General features: G+C 73.6%; 18 protein-coding genes. 10 read left to right on the forward strand and 8 right to left on the reverse strand.

Features of this window, described 5'->3' with window-relative positions:
* Positions 1–60: 60 nt before the first annotated feature.
* The 6 genes from BLW47_RS13030 to betA all read right to left on the reverse strand — a co-directional run bounded on the left by BLW47_RS13030 (position 61) and on the right by betA (position 8,998).
* Positions 61–1,479 (reverse strand): serine/threonine-protein kinase, encoded by a 1,419-nt coding sequence (locus BLW47_RS13030; protein WP_091556055.1) that lies wholly within the window; start codon positions 1,477–1,479, stop codon positions 61–63.
* A 120-nt stretch (positions 1,480–1,599) separates the two neighbouring features.
* Positions 1,600–2,580, reverse strand: a complete 981-nt coding sequence (locus tag BLW47_RS13035; protein ID WP_091556057.1) for an ABC transporter substrate-binding protein — start codon at positions 2,578–2,580, stop codon at positions 1,600–1,602.
* A gap of 91 nt (positions 2,581–2,671) precedes the next feature.
* Entirely contained in the window at positions 2,672–4,666 is a 1,995-nt protein-coding gene (locus tag BLW47_RS13040) for an ABC transporter permease (protein WP_091556060.1), read from the reverse strand.
* Entirely contained in the window at positions 4,666–5,742 is a 1,077-nt protein-coding gene (locus BLW47_RS13045; RefSeq protein ID WP_091556062.1) for a quaternary amine ABC transporter ATP-binding protein, read from the reverse strand. The genes BLW47_RS13040 and BLW47_RS13045 overlap by 1 nt, the downstream gene beginning before the upstream one ends.
* Positions 5,743–5,787: 45 nt before the next feature.
* Positions 5,788–7,257, reverse strand: coding sequence for an aldehyde dehydrogenase family protein (locus BLW47_RS13050; RefSeq protein ID WP_091556733.1), 1,470 nt, complete (start codon positions 7,255–7,257; stop codon positions 5,788–5,790).
* 34 nt (positions 7,258–7,291) lie between these two features.
* The gene (betA, locus tag BLW47_RS13055; RefSeq protein ID WP_091556064.1) at positions 7,292–8,998 is read right to left on the reverse strand and encodes a choline dehydrogenase; all 1,707 of its coding nucleotides are present in this window, start codon (positions 8,996–8,998) and stop codon (positions 7,292–7,294) included.
* A 507-nt stretch (positions 8,999–9,505) separates the two neighbouring features.
* Between betA and BLW47_RS13060 the strand changes: the two genes are divergently transcribed.
* The 5 genes from BLW47_RS13060 (at position 9,506) to BLW47_RS13080 (ending at position 14,594) form a co-directional block, all read left to right on the forward strand.
* The gene (locus BLW47_RS13060; RefSeq protein ID WP_245736616.1) at positions 9,506–12,094 is read left to right on the forward strand and encodes a sensor histidine kinase; all 2,589 of its coding nucleotides are present in this window, start codon (positions 9,506–9,508) and stop codon (positions 12,092–12,094) included.
* Positions 12,091–12,516 (forward strand): roadblock/LC7 domain-containing protein, encoded by a 426-nt coding sequence (locus BLW47_RS13065; protein ID WP_091556068.1) that lies wholly within the window; start codon positions 12,091–12,093, stop codon positions 12,514–12,516. Before BLW47_RS13060 ends, BLW47_RS13065 begins: the two co-directional genes overlap by 4 nt.
* Complete coding sequence (locus tag BLW47_RS13070; protein WP_091556070.1) at positions 12,513–12,986, forward strand: DUF742 domain-containing protein; 474 nt, start codon at positions 12,513–12,515, stop codon at positions 12,984–12,986. The genes BLW47_RS13065 and BLW47_RS13070 overlap by 4 nt, the downstream gene beginning before the upstream one ends.
* Positions 12,970–13,572, forward strand: coding sequence for a GTP-binding protein (locus tag BLW47_RS13075; protein ID WP_091556072.1), 603 nt, complete (start codon positions 12,970–12,972; stop codon positions 13,570–13,572). Before BLW47_RS13070 ends, BLW47_RS13075 begins: the two co-directional genes overlap by 17 nt.
* Before the next feature lie 128 nt (positions 13,573–13,700).
* Positions 13,701–14,594 (forward strand): ABC transporter substrate-binding protein, encoded by an 894-nt coding sequence (locus BLW47_RS13080; protein WP_425435400.1) that lies wholly within the window; start codon positions 13,701–13,703, stop codon positions 14,592–14,594.
* A 25-nt stretch (positions 14,595–14,619) separates the two neighbouring features.
* Here the strand turns inward: BLW47_RS13080 and BLW47_RS13085 are convergent, their stop codons facing one another.
* Positions 14,620–16,284: a hypothetical protein gene (locus BLW47_RS13085; RefSeq protein ID WP_091556075.1), complete on the reverse strand. Its 1,665-nt coding sequence runs from the start codon at positions 16,282–16,284 to the stop codon at positions 14,620–14,622.
* 210 nt (positions 16,285–16,494) lie between these two features.
* Here BLW47_RS13085 and egtA point away from each other — a divergent pair, with 210 nt between their 5' ends.
* The 4 genes from egtA to egtD are packed head-to-tail and all read left to right on the forward strand — an operon-like array spanning position 16,495 to position 20,805.
* Positions 16,495–17,751, forward strand: coding sequence for an ergothioneine biosynthesis glutamate--cysteine ligase EgtA (gene egtA, locus BLW47_RS13090; protein ID WP_245736617.1), 1,257 nt, complete (start codon positions 16,495–16,497; stop codon positions 17,749–17,751).
* Complete coding sequence (gene egtB / locus BLW47_RS13095; RefSeq protein ID WP_091556077.1) at positions 17,748–19,064, forward strand: ergothioneine biosynthesis protein EgtB; 1,317 nt, start codon at positions 17,748–17,750, stop codon at positions 19,062–19,064. The genes egtA and egtB overlap by 4 nt, the downstream gene beginning before the upstream one ends.
* A gap of 5 nt (positions 19,065–19,069) precedes the next feature.
* Positions 19,070–19,831 carry an ergothioneine biosynthesis protein EgtC gene (egtC, locus tag BLW47_RS13100; protein WP_091556079.1) on the forward strand — a complete coding sequence of 254 codons (762 nt, stop codon included), beginning with the start codon at positions 19,070–19,072 and terminating at the stop codon, positions 19,829–19,831.
* Positions 19,828–20,805 (forward strand): L-histidine N(alpha)-methyltransferase, encoded by a 978-nt coding sequence (gene egtD, locus BLW47_RS13105; protein ID WP_091556081.1) that lies wholly within the window; start codon positions 19,828–19,830, stop codon positions 20,803–20,805. Before egtC ends, egtD begins: the two co-directional genes overlap by 4 nt.
* 64 nt (positions 20,806–20,869) lie before the next feature.
* Here the strand turns inward: egtD and BLW47_RS13110 are convergent, their stop codons facing one another.
* The gene (locus BLW47_RS13110) at positions 20,870–21,238 is read right to left on the reverse strand and encodes an FKBP-type peptidyl-prolyl cis-trans isomerase (RefSeq protein ID WP_091556083.1); all 369 of its coding nucleotides are present in this window, start codon (positions 21,236–21,238) and stop codon (positions 20,870–20,872) included.
* A gap of 222 nt (positions 21,239–21,460) precedes the next feature.
* Between BLW47_RS13110 and BLW47_RS13115 the strand changes: the two genes are divergently transcribed.
* Positions 21,461–23,044 carry a GGDEF domain-containing protein gene (locus tag BLW47_RS13115; protein ID WP_091556736.1) on the forward strand — a complete coding sequence of 528 codons (1,584 nt, stop codon included), beginning with the start codon at positions 21,461–21,463 and terminating at the stop codon, positions 23,042–23,044.
* Positions 23,045–23,081: the final 37 nt, after the last annotated feature.

Here is a 23,081-nt window from a genome sequence, read left to right on the forward strand (position 1 = left end):
CACGGCGGGCTTCCCGGAATCGCGGCGTTTACGCACGCCGAACGCGGGCCGTTGCGGCCGTCAGCCCTCCGCGGCGGCGGTGCCGGGTCGCGCGGTCGGGTTCGTCGTCGCGACCGGCTGGGCCTGGCCGTCCGCCGGGGACGGCGGCGGGCTGTCGGGGCTGCCGGTGGGCTGGGGTTCGGAGCCGGGTGGGGTGGTCGGGTCGGGGGTCGGAGCCGGGTCGGTCGTCGGCGCGGTGGTCGGGGCGGCGCCGCCGCCGGCCGGGCGGCGCGTCGGCGCGGAGGTCGGGGACGCGGTCGCGCCGGCGCTGGAGCCGGAGCCGGCGCGCTCACCGGAGGTCTGGGGGGTGTCCCCGCCGGGCATCCGCACCTGCTTGGCGGTGGGGGCGCTGGGCGCCGGCGTCGCCGGGCCCTGCCGGGTGGGGGCGTTCGCGTCCGGGGTGAACGCGAGCACGGCGGTCAGGCCGGCGAGGGCGAGCAGCGCCCCGCCCGCGACGCTGACGGCGGTGCGGCGGCGACCGCGGCCGCGGGCGGCCGTGGGGCGCGCCGCGACGGGTGCGCCGACGGCGTCCGCCGCGAGCGTCCGGGTCTGGTCGGCGGCGGGCACGGCCGCGCCCGCCGCGGCGGCGGCGAGCGTCACGGTGTCGCCGCGGCCGGCGAGGATCGCGCGCGCGTCGCGGGCGAGCGCGGCGGCGCTGGGGTAGCGGTCCGCGGGTTCCTTGGCGAGCGCCCGCTCGACCAGGGCCCGCGCGGGTGCCGGGACGTCCGCCGGGAGCGGCGGCGGCGTGTCGTGCAGGTGCCGGACGGCGACCTCGAGGGGGTTGTCTCCGGGGAACGGCGGATGGCCGGAGAGGCAGTGATAGGCGACCGCGCCGAGCGCGTAGATGTCGGTCGCGGCCGAGACGGGACGGCCGCGTGCCTGCTCCGGTGCCATGTACAGCGCGGTGCCGACGATCGCGTTCGTCCCGGTCACGCTGGTCACCGCCGCCGAGCGCGCCACCCCGAAGTCGACCAGCTTCACGGTGCCGTTCGGCTGCACCAGCAGGTTGCTGGGCTTGACGTCGCGGTGCACGATCCCGCTGCCGTGCGCGGCGTGCAGCGCCCGGGCCGCCTGCGCGACAACCGACATCGCCTCGGGTAGGTCGAGCCGCCCCGCGGTCGCGATCCGTCGGGACAGCGGCTCGCCCTCGACGTACTCCATCACCAGGTAGAGCACGTGCTCGCCGTCGGACAGGTCGTCCTCGCCGCAGTCGTACACGTCGACGACGCCGGGGTGGCGCAGCGCGGCCATCATCCGGGCCTCGGCGCGGAACCGCGCGGCGAAGTCCGGGTCACGGACGAGGGAGCGGAGCAGCACCTTGACCGCCACGGTCCGGCCGAGCGCCAGGTCCCTGGCGCGCCACACCTCGCCCATGCCGCCCGTGGCGAGATGCTCCTCCAACCGGTAGCGGTTGCTGACGACTGCTCCTGAACCCAACACAGCGCAATCCTTACCCAGGGGCGAATGCGGCTACGCCGGTGGGGCCCGTCACCGCTTCTTCAGAAGGTGAAGCTGACTACCGGCCCGGCCGCTCGCGGCGGCCGGGCCGGGTGTCGTCGTTCAGCTCTTCGGCAGCCAGGCCTTGACCTTGTCCCGGTTGGCCTCCACCCACTTCTTCGCGGCGTCCTGCGGCGACATCTTGTCCTCGGCGATGTACTTGGCCACCACGTTCTGGTCCGCGTTCGTCCAGGTGAAGTTCTTGATCAGCTGGTACGCCGGCCCGTTGGCGTCGGCGAACTTCTTGCTCACCACCTTGTCCAGGTCGTACTTCGGGTAGTCGCAGGCGACCTTCTCCGCGTCGGCGTCGCAGCCCTGCGTGTACGGCGGCAGGTTCACCTTCACCAGCTGCAGCTCCGACAGGAACCACTGCGGGTCGTAGAAGTAGCCCATCAGCGGCGTCTTCTTCGCCTCGGCCTGCCGGAACGCCTGGATCAGCGCGGGCTCGCTGCCGGCGTAGACCACCTTGTAGTTGAGCTTGAGGTTCTTGACCAGCGCCTCGTCGTTGGTGACGAAGGAGGGGTCGCCGTCGAGCAGTTGCCCCTTGCCCCCGGACTCGGAGGTCTTGAACAGCGACGCGTACTTGTTGAGGTTCTTCCAGTCCGTGATGTCCGGGTACTTCTGCGCCATCCACGGCGGCACGTACCAGCCGATCACGCCCTGCACGCCGGTCGAGCCCGCGGCCACCGCGGTCTTCTGCTCGTCGATGTACTTCTTCTTCAGGTCCTCGTGACCCCAGTTCTCGACGATCGCGTCGACCTCGCCGGTGCCGAAGCCCTGCCAGGAGATCTCCTCCTTGAGGTCCTTCTTCGTCACCTTGCAGCCCAGCTCGGTCTCGGCGACGTACGCGATGACGGCCGCGTTCGCCTCGTACCCCACCCACGGGTTGACGGCGAGGTTGACCGTGCCGCAGTCGACCGACCGGGCGGCCGCGTCGTCGTCGGCGCCGACCTTGGCGCCGCCACAACCGGCGAGCGCGAGGGCCGCCGCGGTCGTGATCGAGACACCGGTCAGCCGTACGGTCCTGGTGATGGTGCGTCTCATCCTTCGGTTTCCTCCGCGTGTGGGGGATGGTGGTGGGGAGGTGCGGGAGGTGCCGGCCACGGCGCCGCCGGTGGCGGCGGCGTGGCACGTTTCATCGGGGCGTGCCGACCGGGACGCCGCCGGAGCGCTGGGCGGCGCCGCGCGCGATCCGGTCGAGCATGATGCCGAGCAGGACGATGGCGACGCCGGCGGCGAGCCCCTTGCCGTACAGCTCTCCCTGCGAGAACCCGGCGACCACGTCGTAGCCGAGCGCGCCGGCGCCGACGAGACCGCCGACGACGACCATGGAGAGCACGTAGATCAGCCCCTGGTTCGCCGCCAGGGTCAGCGATTGGCGCGCCATCGGCAGCTGCACCTTTGTGATCATTTGCCAGCTGCTCGACCCCGCCGCGGTCGCGGCCTCGACGGTGGCGGCCGGGACGGCCCGTATGCCGTCCGCAATGATCTTGATTGCGACCGGCGCGGCGAACACGACGCCCGCGGCGATCGCGGTGAACCGGCTCGCCGCGAACAGGGCGAGGAACGGGATCAGATACACGAACGCCGGCATCGTCTGGGCGGCGTCCAGCACCGGGCGGATCACCCGGTCGGCGCGGGGACTGCGTCCCATCCAGACGCCGACGACCAGCCCGAGCGCCATCACGAGCACGGTGGCGACGATCGTCATGGCCAACGTGGTCATGCTGTCCCGCCAGAGGCCGGTGCCGACGAGGGCCGCCACGCAGACCGTCGCGACGAGCGCGACCCGTACGCCGCCCAGCAGCGCCGCGATCCCGACGACGACCGCCGCCACCAGCCACCACGGCGAGCCGGTCAGCAGCGTCTGGAACGGGTTCAGCAGCGCGACGGTGATCACGTCCTTGAACGGTCGGGTGACCCCGGACAGATCGTCCTGCGCCCAGGTGGTGACGGAGGCCGCCGCCCGGGACAGCTCGGGGCCGAGCGCGACCCCGGTCGGGAACTCGGCCGCCCACACGTAGGTGTACGACAGGTAGCAGCAGACCAACGTCGCGACGCCGAACCCGCCCAGCAGCAGCCGGCGAACGCCGGGCCGCCGCCGCGGGGGGTGCTGGACCCGGACGCCGGCGGCGGTGGTGACCCGATCCAGCACGACCGCCATCACCACGATCGCGAGCCCGGCGTTGAACGCGGTGCCGACGTCGAGGGTCTGCAGGGCCTTGATGACCGTCTTGCCCAGCCCGGGAGCGTCGATCAGCGCGGCGATCGTCGCCATCGACAGCGCCGCCATGATGGTCTGATTGACGCCGAGCACGATCGTGCGTTTGGCCAGCGGCAGCAGGACCGTCGTCAGCGCCTGCCGCCGGGTGGCCCCGAGCGACTCGGTCGCCTCCAGTGCGGCCGGCGGCACCGTCCGGATGCCGTGCGCCGTGAGACGGATCGCCGGCGGCATCGCGTACACCAGGGTCGCGATCGTGGCCGACGCCGGTCCGATCATGAACAGCAGGGTGAGCGGCGCGAGGTAGACGAAGGTGGGCATCGTCTGCATGAAGTCCAGCACCGGTGTGATCAGCCGGTGGAACCGGTCCGACAGGCCGGCCCAGATCCCCAGCGGGATGCCGACCAGCAGCGACACTCCGACCGCCGACAGGGTGAGCGCGAGGGTGTGCATGCTCTCCTGCCAGAGCCCCTGCAGCCCGAAGAGCGTGAACCCGCCGACGGCGAGCACCGTCACCCGCCAGTTGCCGAGCGCCCAGGCGGCGTACGCGACGACCGCGATCACGCCCAGCCAGCCCAGCACCGGGACCGGGCGGCCGTACGACGGTTCGGCGATGAGCCCCTGGAGAAAGACGACCAGGGTGTCGATGGCCGCGCGGAGCTCGTTGACGACGTAGCGGAAGACCGGACTGCTGGTGCGGCTCGCCCCCACGGCGTCGTTGACGTCGTTGAGCCAGCGGTGCAGCGGGGTCAGCGAGGCGGGGGAGAGGTCCAACGTGTCGCGCCCGCGCAGCAGCGCCCAGCCGACGAGCCAGACCGCGAGCACGACGCCCACCGCGAACGGCCGGTTGAGCCGCCGGCGCAGCGCGACCGGGGGTGGCCCAGCGACGGCCGTGGTGGTGGCCGACATCAGCGGGGCTCCGGGCCGGCGAGCACCGCGAGCAGCTGCTCGGCGGCGACGACGCCGAGCAGCTCGCCGTCGGCGACGACCTTCACCGGGCGGTCCGCGGCGAGCACGTCCCGCACGGCGTCGCGCACGACCACGTCGGGGCTCAGCTCGGGGCCGTCCAGCACGTCTCCGGGACGCGGCGGACGCATGATCCATCGCAGCGTCAGGACGTCGGCGCGGGGCACGTCGCGGACGAAATCGCGGACGTAGTCGTCGGCCGGCGCGCCGACCAGCTCGTCACCGGTGCCGGTCTGCACCATCCGGCCGTCCCGCATGATCAGGATCCGGTCGCCCAGCTTGAGCGCCTCCGACAGGTCATGGGTGATGAAGACCATCGTCTTGCCGACCTCGCGGTGCAGCCGGATCACCTCGTTCTGCATGTCTCGCCGGATCAGCGGGTCCAGCGCGGAGAACGGCTCGTCGAAGAAGAGCACGTCCGGGTCGCCCGCCAGCGCGCGCGCCAGCCCTACCCGCTGCTGCATCCCGCCGGAGAGCTCGTCCGGGTACGCGTGCGCGTAGCCGTCCAGGCCGACGAGTTCGATGACCTCCATCGCCCGCCGGACGCGTTCGGCGCGACCGGTGCCCCGGATCTCCAGCCCGTAGCCGACGTTCTCCAGCACCCGCCGGTACGGCAGCAGCCCGAAGTGCTGGAAGACCATCGAGAACTTCCGCCGACGCAGCTCGCGCAGCCGCCGGGCGTCGGCGCGCAGGATGTCCTCGCCCTCGAACACCACCTCGCCGGCGGTCGGCTCGACCAGCCGCGTCAGGCAGCGCACCAGCGTGGACTTGCCCGAGCCGGAGAGCCCCATCACCACGAACACCTCGCCCGGGGCGACGTCGAACGCCACCTCGCGCACCGCGGCGGTGCACCCCGTGCGTGCCATCAGCTCGCGTCGCGACAGCGCCGCCAGCTCCGGCGAGCGCGGCACCCGCGACGGATCCGGTCCGAACACCTTCCACAGCCCGCGCACCGTGATGACCGGTGCGGCGTCGCGGGCCGGCGCGCGGCGCGACGATGCGGCCGTCTGGGTAGTCATGCAGCCCCTTCTCTCCGACCGCCGTTCGCGCCGGCGGGCTCGCGGTCAGCCGCGGAACCAGCGCTGCGGGCGGGGATCGACGTTGTGCCAGATGTGTTTCGTCTCGCGGTACTCGTCGAGCCCGGCCGGGCCCAGCTCGCGGCCGATCCCGGACCGCTTGAAACCGCCCCACTCGGCCTGCGGCACGTACGGGTGGTAGTCGTTGATCCAGACGGTGCCGTGCCGCAGCCGCCGCGCGACCCGCTGCGCCCGGCCGGCGTCACCGGTCCAGACCGCGCCGGCCAGGCCGTAGTCGGTGTCGTTCGCGATCCGGACCGCGTCGTCCTCGTCCGTGAACGTCTCCACGGTCAGCACCGGGCCGAACGACTCCTCCCGCACCACGGTCATGCCCTGCCGGCAGCCGTCGAGCACCGTCGGCAGGTAGAAGTACCCGTCGGCCAGCGCGGGGTCGTCCGGGCGGCGGCCGCCGCAGCGCAGCACCGCGCCCTCGGCGAGCCCGGCGGCGACGTACGCCTCGATCTTCCCGCGGTGCGCGGCCGAGATCAGCGGCCCGGTCTCCGCCTCGGGATCGAAGGGTCCGCCGAGGCGGATCCGGCCGGCGCGGTCGACGAGCGCGTCGACGAACGCGTCGTGCAGGGTCTCCTGCACGACCAGCCGGGCGCCGGCCGAGCAGACCTGCCCGGAGTGCAAGAAGACCGCGGTGAGCGCGAAGTCGACGGCCGCGTCGAAATCGGCGTCGGCGAAGACGACGTTCGGGTTCTTGCCGCCCAGCTCCAGGGCCACCCGCTTCACGGTGCCGGCCGCGGCCGCCATCACGCCGCGCCCGGTGGCCAGCCCGCCGGTGAACGAGACCAGGTCCACGTCCGGGTGCTCCGCCAGCGGCGCGCCCACCTCCGGCCCCGCCCCGAGCACCAGGTTCGCGACGCCGTCGGGCAGCCCCGCCTCCTGCAGCAGCCGCATCAGCAGGATCGCCGTGGACGGGGTCAGCTCGCTGGGCTTGAGCACGAACGTGTTGCCGGCGGCGAGCGCCGGCGCGACCTTCCACGCCGTCTGCAGCAGCGGGTAGTTCCACGGGGTGATGAGCCCGCACACCCCGACCGGCTCGTGCACCACCCGACTGATCGCGTCGGCGCGCCCCGTGTCGACCACGCGTCCGCCGTCGGTGCCGGCGATCCCGCCGTAGTACCGGAAGGTCGCGACCACGTCGTCGATGTCGTACCGGCTCTCCACCAGGCGCTTGCCGGTGTCGAGCGACTCCGCGCGGGCCAGCTCGTCGGCATCGCGGGAGACAAGGTCGGCGACCCGGTGCAGCAGCGCGCCCCGATCGCGGGCCGGCGTGCCGGGCCACGGCCCCGCGTCGAACGCCGTCCGCGCCGCGGCGATCGCCGCCAGGGTGTCCGCGTGGGAGGCCTCGGCGACGGTGGCGACCGGACGGCCGTCGGCGGGGCACCGGATCGCCCGGTGCCCGCCCGCGACCGGCTCGCGCCACTCACCTGCGATGAACAGCTGTTTCACCGACGACTCCCCGTTGCGCTTCCCGCGGCCCCGCTCAACGAGCCCGACCACCTTCTCCTGTGGACGGAGCGACGTCAAGGCGTGGGCCCGAGTGATGGCGGTGAAAGGGCAGCGGCGACGGGGGCAGGGGGGTGTTGCCGAGGATCAGATCGGCGGCCTTCTCCGCCACCATCATCACGGGGGCGTAGATGTTGCCGTTGGTGACGTACGGCATCACGGAGGCGTCGACGACCCGCAGGCCGGTCAGGCCGTGCACGCGCAGATCGGTCGGGTCGACCACCGACATGTCGTCGGTGCCCATCTTCGCCGTGCAGGACGGGTGGAGCGCGGTCTCGCCCTCGCGGGCGACCCAGTCGAGGATCTCCTCGTCGGTCCGCACCGACGGTCCGGGATTAATCTCCCCGCCGTTGAACTCGTCCAGCGCCGGCTGGTTGAGGATGTGCCGGGCGACGCGGACCGCCTGCACCCACTCGCGCCGGTCCTGCGCCGTGGAGAGGTAGTTGAAACGCAGCGCCGGATGAACGCGCGGATCGCGGCTGACGATCTTCACGGACCCGCGCGCGTCGGAGTACATCGGTCCGATGTGGACCTGGTAGCCGTGGCCGCCGGCCGGGGCCGAGCCGTCGTAGCGGACCGCGATCGGCAGGAAGTGGAACATCAGGTTCGGGTACGCCACCGCGTCGTCGCCGCGGACGAAGCCACCGGCCTCGAAGTGGTTCGTCGCCCCCGGACCGCCGCGCAGGAACAGCCACCGCGCGCCGATCCACGGCCAATGCCACCACTTCAGGTACGGCTGCGCCGACACCGGCCGGCGGCACGCGTACTGGACGTAGACCTCCAGGTGGTCCTGCAGGTTCTCCCCGACGCCGGGGAGGTGGCGCACCACGTCGATGTCGAGGGCGCGCAGCTCGTCGGCGTTGCCCACGCCGGAGAGCTGCAGCAGCTGTGGTGAGTTGATGGCACCCCCGCAGAGGATCACCTCGCCGCCGTACGCCCGGCGGGGGGCGCCGCGGCCGTGGGTGTACTCCACCCCGACCGCCCGGTCGCCGTCGAACAGCACCCGGGTGACGAACGCGCGGGTGCGCACGGTGAGGTTGGGTCGCTTCATGACCGGATGCAGGTAGGCGCGGGCCGCCGACAGCCGCCGTCCCCGCCGGATCGTCCGGTCGAAGAGACCGAAGCCCTCCTGCCGTTCCCCGTTCACGTCGTCGGTCGCCGGGTAGCCGGCCTGCCGCGCCGCCTCCAGCATCGCGCCGAAGAGCGGGTTGGTCCCCGGCCCGCGCTCCAGCGTCAGCGGACCGTCGTGCCCCCGGTAGGGGTCGTCCGGGGCGGCCGCCAGGCAGGACTCCAGCCGCCGGAAGTACGGCAGGCAGTGGGCGTAGTCCCAGCTCTCCATTCCGGGGTCGGCGGCCCACCGCTGGTAGTCCATCGGGTTACCCCGCTGGAAGATCATCCCGTTGATGCTGCTCGACCCGCCGAGCACCTTGCCGCGGGCGTGATGGATGCGCCGACCGTGCATGTGCGGCTCGGGCTCGGAGGCGTACCGCCAGTCGTAGAACCGGCTGCCGATCGGGAACGTCAGCGCCGCCGGCATGTGGATGAACACGTCCCACCGGTAATCGGGGCGCCCGGCCTCCAGCACCAGCACGTGGTTCGACGGATCGGCGGAGAGCCGGTTGGCGAGCGCGCAGCCGGCCGATCCGCCGCCGACAATGACGAAGTCGTAGCGCCGGGCGCTCATGCCGGGCGGCCCGCCGCGGTCGCGGCCGTCGGGCCGGCTGCCGTCGCCGGGGCGGCGCCGGCCGGGCCCGTGGTGCCTGAGACCGCGACTGTGAGCGGCACGCCACTCCCTCCATGATGGATCGACGTCCGGGTCCGTGAGGTACGCAACAGGGTGCCGTCGCCGGTGCCGCTGAGTCAAGCCGGTCGATCATCGGCGCGGTGGTGCGGTGAACCGACCATCGGCACGTCAGGCCCGGGTCGCGCCGCGTCGGGGACCGGGGATTCTACAGTAGACGAATCCTGATGGCGGTTTCTAAATTGGAGCCTCCGGGGGGTGACGGCGGCGGTACGGGCCGCTAATCTCAGCGCTTGTGCCGACACGCGGCGGCGTGTGTCGCGGCGCGCATCGACATTTCGCTGACACATGAACAATGGTCGCTGAAACACGAACAATGGTCGCTGACACACGAACGCAATGGCCGATGTCAATGATGGGTCGGGTTCGTGTCGGCTCATGGGAGGCGCCTTGCCCCGACACAGGTCCGCATCGACGGTCCCGACGGCGCGCGATACCCCGACGGTCCCGGATAGTGCGGCGGCCCGCGAGGGTGGCACGATCCGACGGCGGCTGCTCGGCATCCTGGCGCTGCCGGCGCTCGCGGTTCTGCTGCTCCTCGGCTACGTCACCGCGGTCGAGGTGAGCGACTACCGCACCTCCACCGAGACCTCGCGCGCGGTCGAGCTCGCCCTGTCCGTGCAGGATCTCGTCCAGGAGCTGCAGACCGAGCGCGGTCTGACCGCCGGCCTGCTCGGCGGCAACGTCGGGTTCCGGGACGAGATTCCGCCCGCGCGGCGGCAGGTCGACGCCGAACGCGCCGAGGTGGAACGGCGCATCGCCGACGGCGGCGAGCTCGAGGAGCGCGTCGGCCGGGCGTTGCGGGAGTTGGACGGCCTGCCCGCGATCCGATCGGCCGCCGACAGCGGCGGCGCCGGGCGAGCGGCCGCGTTCCAGTTCTTCACCGAGCGGATCGCCACGCTCAACGGCGTCGACTTCGGCCTGGGCGAGGCCGGCGACGCCGCCCTGCGCCGGCACGTCGCCGTGCTCGGCGCGCTCGGGCGGCTCAAGGAGAGCACCGCACAGGAACGGGCCTTCCTCAACGGCGTCTTCTCCGCCGGTGGCTTCGCCAAGGGGGAGTTCCTGCAGTTCGCCGCGATGCGCGCCGCCAAGGAGTCGGCGCTGGCCGACTTCGCGCAGCACGCGACGCAGCGGCAGAAGGCCGCCAACGCGTACGTCCTCGACACCGGGGCGGCGCGCGAGGCCGCCTACTTCGAGCAGGTGGCGCTGTCGGCCGCGAACGGCCGTCATCTCCAGGTCAACCCGCAGTCGTGGTGGTCGGCCCTGACGACGGTGCTGGACGACATGCGCCAGATGCAGCAGTACGTCGGGTCGGAGATCCAGGTCCGCGCCGACGTCCGTCAGGTCGATGCGGCGCGGCGGCTCGGCGTGCTCGCCGGCGTCGTCGCGCTCTGCCTGGCCGGCGCCGTGGTGCTGCTGGTCGTCGCGTCCCGGTCGATCACCGGCCCGCTGGCGGCGCTCGCCGCCGAGGCGGACGGCCTGGCGAGCCACCGGTTGCCCGAGGCGGTGGGCCGGGTGCAGAGCGGCGACGGCGACGAGGTCCCACCACCCCCACCGCCGGTGCGGGTACCGGTCCGGGCCACCACGGAGGTCCGCTCCGTCGCCGATGCCCTGGATCGGGTGCAGGCCGTGGCCTACCGCCTCGCGACCGAACAGGCGCTGCTGCGACGCAGCACCACCGAGTCGCTGGCCAACCTCGGCCGGCGCAATCAGAACCTGCTCCGCCGCCAACTGGGGTTCATCACCACGCTGGAACGCGAGGAGGCCGACCCCACGGGGCTCGCCAACCTTTTCGAGCTGGATCACCTCGCGACGCGGATGCGGCGCAACGCGGAGAGTCTGCTGGTGCTCGTGGGGGCGGCGAGCCCGCGGCAGTGGAGCGCCCCGCTGCCGATCGCGGACGTGGTACGCGCGGCGGTGTCGGAGGTGGAGGAGTACCGCCGGGTGTCGCTGCGCCGCATCGACGACGCGTACGTCGCCGGCACCGTGGTCAGCGGCCTGGCCCACATGCTGGCCGAGCTCATCGAGAACGGGCTCAACTTCTCGCCGCCCGACTCCGACGTCGAGATCCAGGGGCGGCGCACCGGCGACGGCTACCTGATCGCGATCACCGACCAGGGCGTCGGCATGGACGCCGACGACCTGGCGCGGGCCAATGAGCGGCTGCGCGGCGAGGCCGACTTCGTCTCGTCACCCACCCGCTACCTCGGCCACTACGTGGTCGGACAGCTGTCCCGACAGCTCGGCGTCGACGTTCAGCTCGCCCCGTCCCCGGTCACCGGGATCACCGCCCGGGTCACCCTGCCGGCGGCCGTGATGGCCGCGCCGGCGCCGCTCGCGCGCGCCGAGGTGGTCACCGCGACCCCGGCCGAGCCCGCGATGGTCGTGGCGTCCGTCCCACACGCCGCCGTGGCGCAGCCGGCGCCCGCCGCGCCGCCCACCCCGTCCAAGGCGATCGGCGCCCGTCCCGCGCCGGTGGTCGAGTACCTCACCGAGTCCGGGGCGCCGATGCCGACCACCGCGGCAACGGCGCCGACCGCGGCCATGCCCGTGGTCGAGTCGCGGGGGCCGGCCGGCCCGGCGAGCAACGGCGGGCACCCGCTCCGCACCGCCGCGGGCGGGCACCCGCTCCGCACCGCCGCGGGTGGGCACCCGCTCCCCACCGCCGCGGGCGGCCCCCCGCTCCCCGGGGCCGCGGGGGCCGGCGCCGCCCCGGAGGGTGAGCGGACCGCCAACGGGCTGCGCAAGCGCATCCCGCGCAGTCGGCGCCCCCAACCGGCCGCGCCGGACGCGCCGACGCACCAGCCCGCCCCCCGGACCGGCCGGAGCGGGACCCTCGACGATTCGCCGGCCGAGGTGCGCGCGCGGCTCACCGCGCTGCGCGCCGGCATGCTGCGCGGCCAGACTCAGCGGCCGCCGGACGGTGGGCAACCCGGCGCCGACGGGCGCCGGCACCGAGGCTTGGAGGAGAGCCAATGACCGTGGACACCCACACCGACCGGCACCAGTTCAACTGGCTGCTGGCCAACTTCGTCCGGCAGACCGACCGGGTCCGCGACGCGGTGGCGGTCTCCTCCGACGGGCTGCTCATCGCCGCCTCCGACGGGCTGACCCGCACCGAGGGCGACCACCTCGCGGCGATCGTCTCCAGCATGGCCAGCCTCGCCCGCAGCGCCTCCCGCCGGTACGACTTCGAGGGGCTGAAGCTCATCATGATCGAGATGAGGCGGGGCTTCCTGCTGGTGTCGGCGATCAGCGGCGGCAGCTGCCTCGGGGTGCTCGCCGAGGGCGACTGCGACCTCGGACTGGTCGGATACGAGATCTCGCTGCTCGCGGAACGGTTCGGCGCGCTGCTCACCCCGGCACTGATCTCCGAGTCCCGACAGCAGCTGCCGCGATGAGCGACCCCCGGCTCCCCGACCCCCGGCTCCCTGGCCCCCGGCTCCCTGGCCCCCGGCTCCCCGACCCGCGGATGATCCCGCACTGGCAGCGGCAGCCGCCCACGCCGGCCGCGCCCCGCGAGCCCGAGCCGCCGCCCGAGGAACCCGTCGATGACGTCGTGGTCCGGCCGTTCCTGCTCACCGGGGGCCGCACCCGGCCCGTGAAGGACGGGCTGCGGGTGGAGACGATCCTTTCCGCCCTGCCGGCCGCGCTGTCGGCGCCGCTGCGCTTCGAGGCCCGCCGGATCGTCGAGCTGTGTCAGCGCGCCATGTCGGTCGCCGACGTCGCGGTGGCGTTGCGCGTCCCGCTCGGGGTCGCCCGCGTGCTCGTCGCGGACCTGGTGGTCGAGGGCTACCTGCACTCGGCGGAGCAGGGCGAGCTAACCATTGAAATGATCGAGAGGATCCGGGACCGTGTTCGGGCGCTCTAACCAGCCGCCGCCCGCCGCTCCGACCGCGGTGAAGATCGTGGTGAGCGGGGGATTCGGGGTCGGCAAGACCACCTTTGTCGGCGCGATCTCCGAGATCGAGCCGCTGGTCACCGAGGCGGAGATGACCGAGGTCTCGCTCGGCGTCGACGACACCAGCGAGGTATCGGGGAAAACCACCACGACGGTCGCGCTCGACTTCGGCCGGATCACCCTCGACGAGACGCTGCTGCTGTATCTGTTCGGCACGCCCGGGCAGGACCGGTTCGCGTTCCTCTGGGACGACCTCGTCGACGGAGCGCTGGGTGCGGTGATCCTGGTCGACACCCGCCGCATCGAGGACTGCTTCCCCGCGGTCGACTACTTCGAGGAGCAGCAGATCCCGTTCCTGCTCGCCGTCAACAACTTCGAGCAGACGCCGCGCTTCGATCTCGCCGAGGTCCGGGAGGCGCTCGGCGTCGACGGGGACGTCTGCCTCGTCAACTGCGACGCCCGTAGCCGCGAGTCCGTGAAACAGGTGCTGGTGGCGCTGACCGAGGAGGTGCTCGCCCAACGTCTGGGGCCGGGCCGGAGGGTCGGCGCCCGGTGACCGTCGCGACCAGCCCATCCGGATCGGATCAGGAGGAGACAGTGCCGGTGCACAGTCGAGCGCGGTGGTCGCGCGTCGTGGCCGCCGCCGCCGCGGCGCTGCTGGGCATCGCCGGATGCGCGTCCAGCATCCGCCCCGTGGCCCCACCCCCCGGCGTGTCGACCGGCACCGCCTGTGGCACGGTCACGCTCGCCGTGAACCCGTGGGTGGGCTTCCACGCCAACGTCGCCGTGGTCAGCTACCTCGCCAAGCACGAGCTGGGGTGCACGGTGGTGGAGAAGGAGCTGACCGAGGAGGAGTCCTGGGCGGCGCTGGCGCGCGGCGAGGTCGACGCGATCCTGGAGAACTGGGGCCACGACGATCTGAAGAAGCGCTACATCGACCAGGAGAAGGCCGCGGTCGAGCACGGGGTCACCGGCAACAAGGGCGTGATCGGGTGGTACGTGCCGCCGTGGATGGTCGAGGAGTACCCGGACATCACCGACTGGCGCAACCTCAACAAGTACGCGGAGCTGTTCCGGACGCCGAAGTCCGGCGGCAAGGGGCAGTTCCTCGACGGCGACCCGTCGTACGTGACGAACGACGAGGCGCTGGTGCGCAACCTCAAACTCGACTTCAAGGTGGTGTACGCCGGCAGCGAGGAGGCGCTGATCCAGGCGTTCCGCCGCGCCGAGCAGCGCAGGCAGCCCCTGATCGGTTACTTCTACGCCCCGCAGTGGTTCCTGTCGGAGGTCGAGCTGGTGCACGTCAAGCTCCCGACGTACGTGCCGGGCTGCGACGCCGACCCGAAGACGGTGGCGTGCGACTACCAGCCGTACGACCTCGACAAGATCGCCAATCGGAGGTTCGCGCTCTCCGGCAGCCCGGCCGCGGAGCTGATCAAGAACTTCCAGTGGACCGACGCCGACCAGAACACGGTGGCGCGCTACATCACCGTCGACAAGATGACGCGGGAGCAGGCGGCGGCGAAGTGGCTGGACGCGAATCCGAAGGTCTGGCAGGGCTGGCTGCCGCGGCGCTGACCCGCGCGGGTGGTGGTCACGGCGGTCATCGCCATGGGTGCACGGTGACGTCTGGGCGGTAGATGCGGTAGTCGCCGACCTCTGTCACCCGCGCGGTGATCCCGCGCCCGCGCAGCCGCGCGGCGAACGCGCGGTCCGCGGCGCCGTCACGGGCGAAGACGAACCCCGGGCGGTCGGCGGCGCGCACCCGCCGCGGGTACGGGTCGTACCGGTCCTGCCCCGGTCTCAGCGTCTGTCCGAGCACGGCGCAGACCACCTGCTCGCGCGTGGTGAAGGTGAGCCGATTGCAGGTCCAGTACTCGCCGTACACGTGCCGCACGCCGGCCTCGCGCAGCGCGGCGGCCATCGCCGACGCCCGCTGCTCCTCCGCCCGGATCGACCCCACGCGCGCGACCAGCGTGGTGGTGCCGACCAGCATGGCGGCGATCACCGCGGCCAGGACGCCGAGCGCGGCCGCGCCGACCACCCGGGCGGGCGCCCGGACTGCCGCCGCGGGCCGCGCCCAACGGGTGGCCCGCCACAGCGGCCAGAGCGCCACCGGCAGCGAGATCTGCAGGTCGGTCAGGTAGCGGGCGCTGGCCAGGGGCGTCACGGCGGAGGCGGGGCTGCGCGCGTAGCTCACCACGCTGGCCACCGCGGCGGCGGCGAGGGCGAGTGTGGCGACGTGCCGGATCCACGGCCGCGCCGGCCGCCCCGTGGGCGCGGCACCGGCCGCGTCCCCGACGCCGGCCGTCCGCCGGGCCCGGACCAGCCCGGCGAGCGCCATCGCCGCCGCGACCAGCAGCAGCGGCACGTAGAGCGCCCCCCACGCCATCTGCCACCGTGCGCATCCGGTCGGGGGGCACAGCCCGGTGGCCAGCGGTACCCCTTGCAGCACGCCGCCGTCGAGGTGCTCGGCGGCGGTCGTCGGCCGATCCCCGCCGATCGTTTCGAGCTGCCGGAACACCGAGATCGCGTCCTTGCCGGGCGGCGCGGTCAGGCTGTCCCAGAGCAGCGGGGCCGCGCCGACGACGAACGCGCCGAGCACCAGCAGCCCGGGCGCGCCGAGCAGCCGCCGGCCGACGCCGGCGAGCAGCACCGCGGCCGCCGCCGCGAGGTACGGCACGGCGAGCCAGTCGGACCACAGCGTCGCGCCGGCGAGCAGGCCGAACGCCGTGTACGCCAGCCAGCGCCGCCGCACGCGCCGCTGGGCCAGCGCGATGGCGATCAGCACCAGCAGCACCAGCGCCGGTTTCGTCTCCGGCCGGCCGCCGGCCGCGGTCATCTGGTCGCGCACCACGCGCTCCGACCCGAGCGCGAGCAGCCCGACGGTGACGGTCGCCAGCCAGGGGGAGTAGAGCTCGCGGGTCAGCCGGTACATCAGGTAGAGGAACGCCGCGAAGAGCAGCAACAGGGGCAGGCGTAGCAGCACCCAGCTCGGACCGAAGAGCGCGAACAGCGGCGCCGCGAGGTACGACTCCAGCACCCCCATGTAGTGCTGGCCGTACATGTAGACGGGAAACTCGCGCCCCTGCGCGATGTGCAGCGCCGCGAGCCCGAACGTCGCCTCGTCGCTGTTGGTCCCCGGCACCGTGAGCAGCATCAGCACCAGCCGGTAGCCGACCCCGGCGAGCCCGAACAGCAGGGCCACCCGGGCCGGCCGGTCCAGCGACCGGCGTGGCCGCCCATCACCCGCAACCGCCGTTGTCACGACCAAGGCCCCCGCCGCCGTCACCCCGGCAAGTCTTCCACGCCCGGCGCCCGTACGGGCGCTCACGCGTCTTCCCCGAGCCGGCCGCGCGCCCCCCGTGATGTGGTTGACTATTTCCCGGACGACGCCCTGCCCCCGGCGCCGCGGCCGGTTTCGGTTCTCCGACACCGGGCCGTTCGGCGACCACCCGGTACACGCAAGGGAGGACGCGTGACGGTCTCGCGACAGCGCCCCGTGGCGCAGCAGCATCCGACCGCCGACCGACATCCGACGGTGCGCAGCGTCGACGAGGCCGAGGCCTACGTCGCGTCGATCTGCTTCAAGACCGGCCCGCCACGGCTGATCGGCGTCGAAATGGAATGGGTCGCGCACGCCCGCGACGATCCCGGCCGCCCGATCGATCCGACCGTGCTGCGTGCGGCTCTCGGCCCGCACGCCCCCCGCACCCTCGACCCCGACAGCCCACACGCGCCGCTGCCCGGCGGCGCAACGGTCACTGTGGAGCCCGGTGGTCAGGTGGAGCTCTCCACTCCACCGCACGCCTCCCTGGACGCCCTGCGCGTCACGACCGCCGCGGACCTGGACCGGCTGACGCGCCGGCTCGCCGACGCCGGGCTGGCGCTCCACCCCGGCGGCATCGACCCGCACCGCCGCTGTTCCCGCCTGCTCTCCACCCCCCGCTACGACGCGATGGCAACGGCGTTCGCGCGGGACGGCCGTGACGGGCTCGTGATGATGTGCAGCACCGCCGCCCTGCAGGTCTGCCTCGACGCCGGAACCCCCGCCCAGCTGGCCCCGCGGTGGGCCGTGGCGCACGCGCTGGGGCCGGTGCTGCTGGCCACCTTCGCCACCTCGCCCCGGCACGCCGGACGCGACACCGGCTGGGCGTCGGCCCGGATGCGCGCCTGGCTCCGCATGCGCCCCGAACGCACCTCTCCGGTCGAGGTCACCGACGACCCCGCGGACGCCTGGGCCCGGTACGCGCTGCGGGCCCCGCTGCTCTGCGTCCGCCGCCCGAACGGCGGCTGGCACGCCCCACCCGACGTCAGCTTCGCCGACTGGATCCGCGGCGCGTTGCCCCGGCCCCCGACCACCGACGACCTCGACTACCACCTCAGCACCCTGTTCCCGCCGGTGCGCCCGCGCGGCTACCTGGAGCTGCGCTACCTCGACAGCCAGCCCCCGGCGGCGTGGTTGGCGCCGGTCGCCGTGCTCGCCGCCGCGACCGCCACCGACGCCACCGTCGACACCGTCCGGGACCTGGCCGCCCCGGCCGCCGACCGGTGGGTCGACGCCGCCCGGCACGGGCTGGCGGCGCCGCTGCTCGCCGCGACCGCGCGGCAGGTGCTGGACGTCGCCTGCCGGGGGCTGGCCCACACCGACCTGCCCCCCGCCGTGCGCGACGAGGTCGCCGTGACCGTGGAGCGCCGGCTGGCCGGCGCCCCCGGAAGGGAGTTCCACCCGTGACGGTGCAGACCGAACGACTGCGCGCCCGCATCGCCGACCAGCTCGGCCGGGCCCGCGACCGGACCGCCCGCCTGGCCGACGCGGTCGACGACGAGGACCTGACGCGGCAGCACTCGACGCTGATGTCACCGCTGGTCTGGGACCTGGCGCACGTCGGCAACCAGGAGGAGTTGTGGCTGGTGCGCGACGTCGGCGGGCTGACACCGATCCGCGAGGACATCGACCAGCTCTACGACGCGTTCCGGCATCCCCGCCGCGACCGTCCCCGGCTGCCGCTGCTCGACCCCACGCAGGCGCGGGCCTACGTGGGGACGGTCCGGGAGAAGGTGCTCGACCTGCTGGACCGGGTCCCGTTGGAGGGGCGTGCGCTGGTCGCCGACGGCTTCGCCTTCGGCATGATCGTGCAGCACGAGCAGCAGCACGACGAGACGATGCTCGCGACGCACCAGCTCCGCGACGGCGAGCCCGTGCTGCAGGCCCCGCCGCCGCCGCCGGCCCGGGTGCCGGTCGGCGGTGAGGTGCTGGTCCCGGCCGGGCCCTTCACGATGGGCACCTCGACCGAGGCCTGGGCCCTGGACAACGAGCGCCCTGCGCACCGCGTCGACGTGCCGGCCTTCTTCATCGACGCGGCGCCGGTCACCAACGCCGCGTACGCGCGGTTCATCGCGGCGGGCGGCTACGACGACCCGCGCTGGTGGAGCGAGCCGGGCTGGCGGCACCGGATGACGGCGGGGCTGAGCGCACCGCTGCACTGGCTGCGCGACGGCGACGGCTGGGCGTACCGGCGCTTCGGCCGGATCGCGCCGGTGCGCGACGACGAGCCGGTGCTGCACGTCTGCTTCTACGAGGCGCAGGCGTACGCGGCGTGGGTCGGCAAGCGGCTGCCGACCGAGGCGGAGTGGGAGAAGGCGGCCCGCTTCGACCCGGCCACCGGCCGTTCCCGCCGCTACCCGTGGGGGGACCGGGAGCCCACGGCGCAGCACGCGAACCTCGGCCAACGCCACCTGGAGCCCGCGCCGGTCGGCGCCTACCCGGCCGGGCGGTCGCCGCTGGGGGTGCACCAGCTGATCGGCGACGTGTGGGAGTGGACGAGCTCCGACTTCCGGCCGTACCCGGGCTTCGCCGCCTTTCCGTACCGCGAGTACTCGGAGGTCTTCTTCGGCCCGGCGTACAAGGTGCTGCGCGGCGGATCGTTCGGCACCGACGCCGCCGCCTGCCGCGGCACCTTCCGCAACTGGGACCTCCCGATCCGCCGGCAGATCTTCAGCGGCTTCCGCTGCGCCCGTGATCCCCGCGCCGGCGAGGCGGACTGAGACGGATGTGTCGACATCTGGCGTACCTCGGTGCGCCCGTGCGCCTCGCGGAGCTGTTGTTCGACCCGCCGCACGCGCTGGTGCGGCAGTCCTGGGCGCCGCGCGAGATGCGCGGCGGCGGCACGGTGAACGCCGACGGCTTCGGTGTCGGCTGGTATCCGGGCGCCGGTCAGGACCCGGTTCGGTACCGGCGCGACCGTCCGATGTGGTCGGATGCCGGGCTCGCGCAGTTGGCCGCGGTCACCACCGCCACCGGGATGCTCGCGGCGGTCCGCTCCGCGACCGTCGGGATGCCGCTGGTGGAGACCGCCGTCGCGCCGTTCGCCGCCGGGCGCTGGCTGTTCAGCCACAACGGCGTGATCGCCGGCTGGCCGGACTCGGTGCTCAAGCTCGCCGAACGGCTGCCCGTGCGGGACCTGCTGACGGTCGACGCGCCGACGGACTCGGCGCTGATCTGGGCGATGATCCGCGACCGGCTGCGTGCCGGCGCCACCGCGCCGGCCGCGCTGGCGGAGACCGCCGTGCGGGTCGCCGCGGCGGCGCCCGGATCCCGACTGAACCTCCTGCTCACCGACGGAGAAATCGCGGCGGCGACCACCGTGGGCCACTCGCTGTGGGCCCGTCGCGACGACGCCGCGGTGCTGCTGAGCTCCGAGCCGCTCGACGGGGAGCCGGCCTGGACGCCGCTGCCCGACGGGCACCTGATCGTGGCCACCGGGGCCGCGCTGGATGTGATCGCGCTACCGGACGGGGGACAACCGCAGTGAACGATACCGACGTCGACGTGTACATCGGCGCCGACGAGCTGGCCCGCACGCTGGCCGCCGACGCCGCCGCCGGACTGACCGGCAGCCCGAAGTGGCTGCCGCCCACCTGGTTCTACGACGCCCGCGGCAGCCGGCTCTTCGACGAGATCACCCGGTTGCCGGAGTACTACCCGACCCGCGCCGAGCGGACGGCGCTGCGCGCGCACGCCGACGAGATCGCGGCGCACACCGGGACGAAGACGCTGGTCGAGCTCGGCTCCGGCTCGTCGGACAAGACGCGGCTGCTGCTCGACGCGCTGCGGGCGCACGGCAGCCTCGGCGCCTTCGTGCCCCTGGACGTCTCCGAGACGGCGCTGCGCGAATCGGTGGCGGCGATCGCGGCGGAGTATCCGGCGCTGCAGGTGCACGGCGTGGTCGGGGATTTCACCCGGCACCTGCGTCACCTGCCGCGCGGCGGGACCCGCACCGTGGCGTTCCTCGGCGGGACCATCGGCAACCTGCTGCCCGGCCCGCGGGCCCGGCTGCTGGCGGAGCTGCGGGACCTGCTGGAGCCGGGGGAGTGGCTGCTGCTCGGCGCGGACCTGGTGAAGGATCCGGCGGTGCTGGTGCCGGCGTACGACGACGCGCTCGGGGTCACCGCCGAGTTCAACCGCAACGTGCTGCACGTGCTGAACCGGGAGCTGGGCGCCGACTTCGACCCGGGCGCGTTCGACCACGTCGCGCGCTGGGATCCCGGGCACGAGTGGATCGAGATGCGGTTGCGCGCCCGGACCCCGATGCGGGTGCGCCTGCCGGAGCTGGGCGTGACCATCGCGTTCGACGCGGGGGAGGAGCTGCTCACCGAGGTGTCGGCGAAGTTCCGCCGCGACCGGCTCACCGCCGAGCTGGCCACCGCCGGATTCGCCGTGCGGTACTGGTGGACCGACCCCGAGGGGTTGTTCAGCCTCTCGCTGTCCCGCGCCGAACCGCGCTGACCCGTCCCGCCCGCCGGTCGACCGGAAGGTCCCCGATCGACCGGCGGGCGTGGTCGGAACGCGGTCAGTCGACCGCGAGCAGGTCCACGACGAAGATGAGCGTCTCGCCGGGCTTGATCGCGCCACCGGCGCCGCGGTCGCCGTAGCCGAGCTGCGGCGGGATGATCAACCGGCGCCGCCCCCCGACCTTCATCCCCACGACCCCGCGGTCCCACCCGGCGATGACCCGGCCGGCGCCGAGCGGGAAGCTGAACGGCTCTCCCCGGTTCCACGAGGCGTCGAACTCCTGCCCCGTGGAGAACGCCACCCCCACGTAGTGCACCGTGGCCACCTGCCCCGGCTGCGCCTCGGGCCCCTCGCCGACCGTCACGTCCTCGATGACCAGGTCGGTCGGCGGAGCGCCCGCGATCGGGCCGACTGTGGGCTTCTCCATGCGGCAGATCCTCCTGTGCTGCGGTGAAAGCGCTGAACACACGTCATCTTTCCGTATCGCGCCGCTGCGACCGCGGCAAGGCGCCGCTTTGCCCGTCGGCGGCGAACGGGTGGCGCCGGTCACCGCGCCGCTTCCCCCGGTCGCGAACGCCAGTTTCCTCATCCGGGCCCGTACCCTGCCGACAGGCAGGCGACGAGGGTCGAGGATCGGATGGAGGGGCAGATGGCGGACGAACCGCAACTGCTTGCTCCGGTGCAACCGTTCGGCCCCTTCAACGGCTTCGCCTGGCGGCTGCACGAGCTGACCGTGAAGGGCCGCAACACCGAGGCGCTGCACCTCGCCGACGAGTACGAGTGGGTCGCGTCGCTGCTCGGCGACGAGCGGACCGTCACGATGCTGACCCAGACGCGGATGTACGCGTACGTCGGGCTCGGGCGCCTGCCGGAGGCGCTGGTCGCCAACGAGACGCTGCTGCGCCGCCACCGGGCGAGCGGCGCGCGTGCCAGTGAGGCGAAGGCGTTGGCGGACCGCGGCGACATTCTGATCCGTCTCGGCCGGATCGACGAGGGACTGCACCGGCTGGCCGACGCGATGGCGATCCTGGAGCAGACGCCGCGCACCAACCCCCGCTACATCTCCGCGCTCTCCTCGGTCGGCGAGGCCGCCCGCTCCGTGGAGCTGTTCGAGCTCGCGGACCAGTGCGCGCACGCGGCGGTCGAGGCGTTCCCGCCGGGCACCGACGACCGCGCCGCGGCCGAGCTGGTGAGGACGGAGCTGCTGTTGGAGTGGGGGCTGCGGCTGGAGCAGGTCGACCTGGTCGACGAGGCCGGGCTGCGCTTCGCCCGCGCCGCGCAGCTGGCGCGGCACTGGGTGACGGTCTACCGCGGGCACGGCCCGGACGGCGAGTCGCCGCTCGCCGCCGCGCTGCTCGCGCTCGGGCTGGCCAAGATCGGCGACATCGACGAGGCGCTCGAACTCTGCACCGCCATGCTCGTCCCGCTGCGCCGCGCCGGCCAGTTCCGGGAGGCCCGCCTGGTCCACCTCGCGCACGGCGTCTGCCTGCGCGGCCGCGGCGAGCTGCGCGCCGCGCGGCGGGAGTTCGTCGCGGCCGAGGAGCTGTCCGCGCGGGCCGGCCACGCCAGTCAGCGGCTGCTGTCCCAGTACGAGCTGGCGGTGCTGGCGGCCGCGGAGTTCCCCGGCGACGCCGCGGACGCCATGCTGGCGGCGCTGCGCGGACACGCCCGGCACCTGTGGCGGCTGCGGATGGAGCGCCGGTCGATGCTGCAACAGGCGAAGCGCCGGGTGTGGTTGGAGGCCGAGCGGGCGCGCGCCGACAGCGACGCGGCGCAGGACGCGCTGACCGGGCTGGGCAACCGGCGGCTCTTCGACCGTCACCTGGCGTCCGTGGAGGACGCCTCCGCCGTCGTGCTGCTCCTCGTCGACGTCGACCGGTTCAAGGTGATCAACGACCGCTACTCGCACGGCGTCGGCGACCGGGTGCTGCGCGAGGTCGCCAGCGTCCTGCAGGCCCACTGCCGCCCCGACGACGTCCCGATCCGCTTCGGCGGCGACGAGTTCGCGCTCTTCCTCCGCACCGACCTGGAGACCGCCGCCCGCGTCGGCGAGCGGATCCGGCAGGTGGTCGAGGCGCGGGACTGGGACGATTTCGCGCCCGGGCTGCGGGTGACGCTCAGCATGGGCGTCGCGGCGCTGAACCAGGGGATGGACGGGCGGGACCTGTTCGACTCCGCGGACCGCCAGCTGTACGTCGCGAAGGGGCGCGGCCGCAACCAGCTCGCCGCCTGACCAGCGGCGGGACGGCTCCGGACACCACCGTCTGTAC

The sequence above is a fragment of the Micromonospora pattaloongensis genome, from assembly GCF_900107255.1.
Taxonomy (GTDB): domain Bacteria; phylum Actinomycetota; class Actinomycetes; order Mycobacteriales; family Micromonosporaceae; genus Micromonospora_I; species Micromonospora_I pattaloongensis.

Bases quoted from the DNA above. Each gene is read 5' to 3' on its own strand.
- egtC (WP_091556079.1), top strand. From the start codon at position 19,070: ATGTGTCGACATCTGGCGTACCTCGGTGCGCCCGTGCGCCTCGCGGAG.
- BLW47_RS13115 (WP_091556736.1), top strand. From the start codon at position 21,461: ATGGCGGACGAACCGCAACTGCTTGCTCCGGTGCAACCGTTCGGCCCC.
- betA (WP_091556064.1), bottom strand. From the start codon at position 8,998: ATGAGCGCCCGGCGCTACGACTTCGTCATTGTCGGCGGCGGATCGGCC.
- BLW47_RS13070 (WP_091556070.1), top strand. From the start codon at position 12,513: ATGAGCGACCCCCGGCTCCCCGACCCCCGGCTCCCTGGCCCCCGGCTC.
- BLW47_RS13065 (WP_091556068.1), top strand. From the start codon at position 12,091: ATGACCGTGGACACCCACACCGACCGGCACCAGTTCAACTGGCTGCTG.
- BLW47_RS13045 (WP_091556062.1), bottom strand. From the start codon at position 5,742: ATGACTACCCAGACGGCCGCATCGTCGCGCCGCGCGCCGGCCCGCGAC.
- BLW47_RS13110 (WP_091556083.1), bottom strand. From the start codon at position 21,238: ATGGAGAAGCCCACAGTCGGCCCGATCGCGGGCGCTCCGCCGACCGAC.
- BLW47_RS13035 (WP_091556057.1), bottom strand. From the start codon at position 2,580: ATGAGACGCACCATCACCAGGACCGTACGGCTGACCGGTGTCTCGATC.
- BLW47_RS13040 (WP_091556060.1), bottom strand. From the start codon at position 4,666: ATGTCGGCCACCACCACGGCCGTCGCTGGGCCACCCCCGGTCGCGCTG.